This is a genomic window from Candidatus Binataceae bacterium, from assembly GCA_035500095.1.
GTDB lineage: Bacteria > Desulfobacterota > Binatia > Binatales > Binataceae > JAKAVN01.
Map to the genome: position 1 here is coordinate 63,408 of DATJXN010000005.1, position 6,381 is coordinate 69,788.

8 protein-coding genes are annotated in these 6,381 nt (G+C 61.6%); 7 read left to right on the forward strand and 1 reads right to left on the reverse strand.

The genetic code is table 11. The annotated features are described in order from the left end of the window. Positions 1-64: 64 nt before the first annotated feature. On the reverse strand, positions 65-790 hold the full coding sequence (locus VMI09_00710; protein ID HTQ23185.1) for a Crp/Fnr family transcriptional regulator: 726 nt from the start codon (positions 788-790) through the stop codon (positions 65-67). A gap of 519 nt (positions 791-1,309) precedes the next feature. Here VMI09_00710 and VMI09_00715 point away from each other — a divergent pair. The 7 genes from VMI09_00715 (at position 1,310) to VMI09_00745 (ending at position 6,215) form a co-directional block, all read left to right on the forward strand. Further along, positions 1,310-1,837 (forward strand): hypothetical protein, encoded by a 528-nt coding sequence (locus tag VMI09_00715; protein HTQ23186.1) that lies wholly within the window; start codon positions 1,310-1,312, stop codon positions 1,835-1,837. Further along, positions 1,821-2,900 carry an alpha/beta fold hydrolase gene (locus tag VMI09_00720; GenBank protein HTQ23187.1) on the forward strand — a complete coding sequence of 360 codons (1,080 nt, stop codon included), beginning with the start codon at positions 1,821-1,823 and terminating at the stop codon, positions 2,898-2,900. The genes VMI09_00715 and VMI09_00720 overlap by 17 nt, the downstream gene beginning before the upstream one ends. Before the next feature lie 180 nt (positions 2,901-3,080). Beyond that, positions 3,081-3,347, forward strand: coding sequence for a hypothetical protein (locus VMI09_00725; protein ID HTQ23188.1), 267 nt, complete (start codon positions 3,081-3,083; stop codon positions 3,345-3,347). Positions 3,348-4,303: 956 nt separating this feature from the next. Next, on the forward strand, positions 4,304-4,453 hold the full coding sequence (locus VMI09_00730; protein HTQ23189.1) for a hypothetical protein: 150 nt from the start codon (positions 4,304-4,306) through the stop codon (positions 4,451-4,453). Between the two features lie 361 nt (positions 4,454-4,814). Next, positions 4,815-5,240 carry a hypothetical protein gene (locus tag VMI09_00735; GenBank protein HTQ23190.1) on the forward strand — a complete coding sequence of 142 codons (426 nt, stop codon included), beginning with the start codon at positions 4,815-4,817 and terminating at the stop codon, positions 5,238-5,240. Continuing rightward, positions 5,218-5,496, forward strand: a complete 279-nt coding sequence (locus VMI09_00740; protein ID HTQ23191.1) for a transposase — start codon at positions 5,218-5,220, stop codon at positions 5,494-5,496. The genes VMI09_00735 and VMI09_00740 overlap by 23 nt, the downstream gene beginning before the upstream one ends. Further along, complete coding sequence (locus tag VMI09_00745) at positions 5,493-6,215, forward strand: DDE-type integrase/transposase/recombinase (GenBank protein ID HTQ23192.1); 723 nt, start codon at positions 5,493-5,495, stop codon at positions 6,213-6,215. Before VMI09_00740 ends, VMI09_00745 begins: the two co-directional genes overlap by 4 nt. Positions 6,216-6,381 lie beyond the last annotated feature (166 nt).

Sequence of the window (6,381 nt, forward strand, 5' to 3'; positions counted from 1 at the left end):
CGATCGACCGTTGTGCGCCGTGGCGGATTCCGCTGGTTGCGCTGTACCCGGTATGGCCGGTTTATCAAACGGGCCGCGCCTTCGCTTGAATCGGTCTTGACGCTTGCTCCGGTCCTGACGCTTGAGTCGCCCTTGGTGCTTGAATCGGTTTTGGCGAGGATTGTGCGCCGCCGTTGGTCTGGTTGTCGGTCGGAGTGCTTGGTCTGGCGCCATGCACCAGCGCGAGCAGTTCTTGCGGGACGATGATGAGGCGACGCCCGTCGCGGATGATCACGCCGATGCGCTCGAATTCGCTGAGCTGCTCGGTGATGCGCTGGCGCGAGGCGCCCACCAGTTCGGCGAGATCGCTATGGGTGAGTTTCAGCGTCAGCAACTGGCCGCGCGCGTCCTCGGCGCCGAACTTGGTTCCCAATTCCAGCAACGCGCCCGCAAGGCGCTCGCGGAGCGCGAGCCCCACGAAATTGGTGTACCGGAGCAGCATCGTCCACCATCGGCCCACCGTCAGGTCGAGCACTCGGCTTAAATCCTCAAGCCGTATTCCCAACGTCGCGTCGACGAAGGCCTGCGGGCTAGTGACGCCGACCAGACAGTCGCTGAACGCGTCGCATCGAAAGGGCCGCTTGTCCGCTGTGAGCAGCGAGGAAACGCCGAAAATCTCGCCCGGACCGACGAGCGAGACCAGCACCCGTTCGTTGGCGTTGAGAAAAGTCAGCTTGGCGACACCCGAGAGCAGCACATAAACTTGACTTGCGTCCTCGCCTTCGAAGAATATAGTTTCATGCCGTCGCACCCTGCGCGTGACGGTCGCACCTGAAAGTCTGCCGAGTTGCGCCTCCGACATCCAGGCGAAAGTTCGCAGCCGGCCGAGTAGTTTCTGCTGAGAGTTTTCGGCTGTCACGTTCCCTTCGTTAGCACAGACGACGGCGATGTCGCCAAAGCGACAAAACGCGAAGCTTTAACCGCGCAGCAATGACCTTTTGTCGCTCGTGCGACAAACGTTAACACAACTAATGTTGTGACGGTTTCGATATCAGCTATTCTACAGTCACGAAACGCGGAAACGAGAGCATCTTGATTCACTCAACGACAATCCGGCCTTCATCCAGCGGCAACCCTGCGAACGCATCTTTCGAGAGTATGCCCAAAGTGGCGGCAGCCGCGCGAGGAATGGGCAAATGCGGGCGATGGAGGAAGAGGTAGCCGAGCAAAGAGCGCGTCAGACGGCTGGCACAATCGCTGCTGCTTCGAGGCCGTACCCTAACCTTCAGGGACAGCTATCGGCCGCGCCAATTTCATAAAGGGGTTTTATATGAAATTCTTCGAAGAACTGAACAAATTCAGCGAAGCGATGGTCGAGCTGCCGTTCGCAGCCGTGAACGGCGTCCTTGGGCGAGACGGCGAGCGGAGCGGAGAACAGGACCTGCAACAGGCGCGCTGGAAGGCCTATGACGCCTGGGTACAGCTTCTGAACGAGTCCGCCAACGGTCTCTATGCGAGCCCCGAGGTCGGCTCCTCGGTGGGGCGCGCGATGGAGGCCTCGCTCAAATGGCAGCGCTTGGGCTCGGCGATGGCGGGGGCGTTTTTTGCCGCGCTCTGGCCGGCCATCGGGTTGCCCTCGGCCGCGGAGTTGACCGAGTTGCGCGCCGAGGTCGGCGCGCTTCGCGACGACCTGGCGATGGCTCGGCTGGAGGCCGAGGAAGCGCGCGCCGCGGTCGTCGCGCTGCCCGCGGACGAGCGCCGTACGAACGACGCGCTTGCGGCGATGTGGAATGGGGCCTGGCAGCCGGACAAAGCGCCCTTCGTCCGCAAGGGAGGCGAAGATGCCCCAGCCAACTAAGCAGCCCATCAACGCGATTGCGGGCTACTTGCTCGACGGCGCGATGCGCACGCTCGACGGCTTCAAGAAGGGCACGCACGCAACCATCAGCGATCCGCCGCCGGTCACGCCCTATCGGGTCGTGTTCGAAAGCGGCAAGCTGCGCCTTCGCCGCTACGCGGCCTCGGGCAAGGCCCATCGCACGCCATTGGTGCTCGTTTACGCGCTCATCAAGCGGCCGTTCGTGCTCGACATACAGAAGGGCCGCAGCGTAGTCGAATTCCTGACCCGCGCGGGCTTCGACGTCTATCTCACCGATTGGCTGCCGCCCAACGCGAGCGATACATGGCGCGGCTTTGACGACTATGTCAACGGCGACCTCGACAAGGCGGTGCGCTACGTGCGTGCGGTAACGCGGAGCGCGCAGGTCTCGATTCTCGGCTACTGCTTCGGCGCGCTCCTGAGCCTCGTCTATACGGCGCTTCATCCGGAGAATGTGCGCAACCTGGTGACGGCAACCACGCCGTTCGACATGGGTGCGCGCGAATTGCCCATCTACAAGATCGTCGATGCGATGACCGACGAGTCGATGGAGCTGGTCACGCGGGTGTATGGCAATTGTCCGGCGTGGATGGTGCAGTCGTTCTTCAGCGCGATGGCCCCGGTGCATCACGCGATCGACAAGTACGTCGGGCTCTACCGCAACGCCGAGCGCGACGGCTTTGCCGACCAGTTCGACCTGTTCGAGCGCTGGATGAACAGCGACGTAGCCATGGCCGGGCGGATCTTTCGCGAGATGTCGGGCGACATCTTCAAGCGCAACAAGTTCGCGCGCGGCGAATTCGAGGTCGGCGGCCGCAAGGCCAGACCTGAACAAATCAGATGCTCGCTGCTCAACGTGGTCGGCGATTATGACGACGTGGTGCATCCTAGCTCGAGCCTCGGCCTGGTCGATCGCGTGAGCAGCGGCGACCGGCGCAACCTGACCTTCCCGACCGGGCACGTGGGCGCGATGGTGAGCGGCGCCGCGCACAAGCAGCTTTGGCCTCAGATTGGGGCTTGGTTAGGAGAACGATCGAATTGATTTGGGAGTACAATCGAATTGAACAAGAGGCGCAAGGAGACGGCGAAGCGTCACGAACCAGCGCAGGCGCCCGAAATTGTCGCTCACGCGACAAAGCATCCCGCGCAAGGCGCTAATTCGTGGTTAAAATCTAACGCAACGGAGCAAAGCTCCCAGAAAGACCTACGGAGGAGAGTCGAAATGTCAGAAAAGGAACACAGCGGAGTGTACGAGGGGTTCTCACGCATCGCCGAGAAGTGCTTCAACCCCGCGGGGGCCAAGAAGGCGGCGGCGTGGTATATCGACACCACCGAAAAGCTCGCAACCGAAGCGCTGGATTTCCAGGTCAAGGCGACCGAGTGGGCGAAGGAGACTCCGATCTATCCCCTGTTCGAAGCCCAGCAGAGTATCGGCCGCAAGTTGGTAGAGCAAAGCGCCAGCACCGCTCGTTCGCTCTGGAAGCTGTAGAGATCGGTTTCGATCGGCGGTGGCGGGCCGTTTGTGGGGCGCGCCGCTGACCGGATTAGTTGCAGGCGGTTCGCGCGATGATCGCGCGAACCGCCTTTTCATTTCGCCGCACCATGCGCCAGTTTGCGATGGCGTGCACGGGGCTACTACTGCTGCGCGTAGTTCCACAAGGTCGTAGCCTATTCCGTCATAGTAGCCTGTCGCGAGCGCGCCTCCCGGCGGCGCGACCACATGCGGCGGACAACTATTGGTAGCGCCGGTGTGAAGCGGGAAACAGGTCCGACAGCCGGCGTCATAAGCCTGCTGTTAGCTTTTGTACTGATTGCCGTTGTTGCAGGTACTCGCCTGGAATCGATCGACAGTTTTGGTCGGATCGCCTTGGGGATGAATTAATGCGCGTTGAACAGTGTATTAAGCTGGACCTCTTTTCTGTCAGCAGAGTTCGAGGCGACTAGGGTCTCATCGCCGGGCAAGGCCCGGAAAACATCGTTGGTCCGACAGCTTCCACAGATGCTTTCCACGCGTCCCCCTTAAAGGCGCCGACGCTGATCGATCATTAAACGACCTCGGAAAATGACCTCGGACCCCGCCGTTCCCGACGCGAATCTCGACATTACCAACTTGCGAAGTGGGAGTTGCCCTGTGAACTGAATATACGGGCGCAAAACCCAGCCTCGGCGGACCACATTTGAACAGCCGACATTTCGTTGCTGCTCTTCGTCCTGTTGCAATAGCAAGACATCCGTGCCGTCGCGGGAGATGCAGTGCCTCGCAGGACTTGGCTCGGGCAAAAATTGAATGGATTAGCGAAAATTATTTTGTGGCATGACACTTGCGTTTGTGCAGCGCTCGGGGGGCGGCTGCAGGGAGCAGGGGATCTCTTAGGGCGACGACCCGGGGGCGGTGCTTCTGTGGATGCACAACGGTTGGCCGATATATCTGATCCTGAAATGGACATGAATCGAGCCGTCGGACGAGCGCCGCGCGTCGGTACGTCGCGCCTGGCTGCCGCGCTCAGATGGCTCGCGCCCGGAGTCTACACGTTGCAGACTCCGCGGCGCTCAGTTGATCGCGAGCTCGACGAGTTCTCTTCGCCGTGGGACTAGACCAGCGCGAAGATAGCGCTACGCTCGCGGTGCCGGCGCGCCGGCATTCGGGTTAATCTGCTCGCGCGCGCGATGGCACCCAATCCAAAGCTTCGCTAGTCCTAAAGCAGCCGAGAACCAGGCAAAGAGTCGATTCGCCGCGGGGCCGCTCTCATCTACGCGAATTGGTGTTTCGACCATCGAGCAAAGTTGCTTCCCGAAGTCACCGCGGTCGATAGCGCGGTCACAAAGACTGGCGCGCGGGACTTCCTGCGGGCGCGCTTCGAGCAGTGTTATCCTTTCCATCCGTCGACCCTTACCGTCTTTTCAGCGCAAGTGGCGTTCGCTGTCGCAGTTTCAACAGACGCGTGGCACGCTCGCCATGTTTGCCCAGTGGGTCTCGATTGCGTTCAGCAAGGAACACAAAGAGGCGAGACGAGAGGCCCTTATTACGTTGGGATCGGCTCCGCTGCACGTTCGCGAGTTTCGCTCGGTAGTTTTAGGCCAACTCGGTGAGGTTCGGCTCGACCCGGCGCTCGATAGCGATGTCGCTGGCGCGCAGAACAAAGCAGCGACGCTCGACGCCGATGTGACAAAGGGTCCACTCAAGGACATTCATCGGCGCGTTGGGACGACGATTCTCTTCGAGTCTTCTGGTGGTCAGAGCGACCAGATTGCGCACGTGCCCGAGCTGCGCTTCGCGCTGAGCGAACCAGACATCGATGACCTTAGCCCCAGGAAGTATCCCACCGATAGGTTAGTGTCTGCCGGAAAGGAAGGCGGGCATGAAACGAGCGCGGTTCAGTGAGGAACAGATCATCAGCATCCTGAAGGAGGGGGAAGCCGGGGCGAAGGTGACGGAGTTGTGCCGGCGCCACGGGATCTCGGACGCGACCTTCTACACGTGGCGCAGCAAGTACGGCAGGCTGGAGGTCTCGGAGATGCGCCGGCTGCGCCAGCTCGAGGAGGAGAACCGGCGGCTTAAGTCGATCGTGGCGGACCAGGCGCTGGACCTGCGGGCGCTCAATGACGTGCTGGGAAAAAACGGATACGGCCCGCGGTGAAGCGGAAGATGGTGGCGGAAGTGATGGCCGAGCATCATCTGTCGCAGCGTCGCGCTTGCGGGTTGGTCGGAATCACACGACGCGCGCTTTGCCGAGCGCCGGCGGAGGATCGGAACCGGGAGCTGCGCCAATGTCTGCGGGCGCTGGTCGAGGAGCGGCGCCGCTGGGGCTGCCCGATGCTGTACCGGGTAATCCGGCGCGAGGGCTGCAAGGTAAATCACAAGCGCATCGAGCGGCTGTACCGCGAAGAAGGGCTGTCGCTGCGCCGGCGGCGCAGACGCAAGCGTCTTAGCCACCTGCGGGTGGCACGCGAACGGCCGCAGGCGATAAACCACAGGTGGGCAGTCGATTTCGTTCACGACGCGCTGCTGGTCGGGCGCCGCTTTCGGGCGCTGACGGTTATCGATGAGTGGAGCCGGGAATGCCTGGCGATCGAGGTGGACACGTCGCTTACCGGCGCGTCGGTAACCAGGGTGCTACAGCGATTGTGCGAGACGCGCGCCGTGCCGGCGGTAATCCAATCAGACAACGGCCCGGAGTTCCGCGGTCAGGTGATGGACGAAGGGGCATATGGGCATGGCGCGCGGCTACAGTTCATCGAACCGGGCAAGCCCATCCAGTACGCGTTCGTCGAATCGTATATGGACCCCGCCCGCGTGCAAGGGTGGAATTGCAGACCCGATTGGAATCCGGTTGCAGTCGGATATCCGGCCTTTTGAGTGGGCGTAACGGAAGGCCCTGGCGATGATGGATTTCCGCGCGCTTCATTCTGCTAGTCGTTCAAGCGGCCTCGCGGGCCATGATTCGCCGGCAGAGTTATGAAACGCCGGTCCGACCGGTTCGCCATCAGCATCGTGCAAAGCACCCTACGCAACCTCGGCAAGT

What these genes read in the sequence shown, in the direction of transcription:
- VMI09_00725 (HTQ23188.1), top strand. Translation starts at nt 3,081, where the DNA reads ATGTCAGAAAAGGAACACAGCGGAGTGTACGAGGGGTTCTCACGCATC.
- VMI09_00715 (HTQ23186.1), top strand. Translation starts at nt 1,310, where the DNA reads ATGAAATTCTTCGAAGAACTGAACAAATTCAGCGAAGCGATGGTCGAG.
- VMI09_00740 (HTQ23191.1), top strand. Translation starts at nt 5,218, where the DNA reads ATGAAACGAGCGCGGTTCAGTGAGGAACAGATCATCAGCATCCTGAAG.
- VMI09_00735 (HTQ23190.1), top strand. Translation starts at nt 4,815, where the DNA reads ATGTTTGCCCAGTGGGTCTCGATTGCGTTCAGCAAGGAACACAAAGAG.
- VMI09_00720 (HTQ23187.1), top strand. Translation starts at nt 1,821, where the DNA reads ATGCCCCAGCCAACTAAGCAGCCCATCAACGCGATTGCGGGCTACTTG.
- VMI09_00730 (HTQ23189.1), top strand. Translation starts at nt 4,304, where the DNA reads ATGAATCGAGCCGTCGGACGAGCGCCGCGCGTCGGTACGTCGCGCCTG.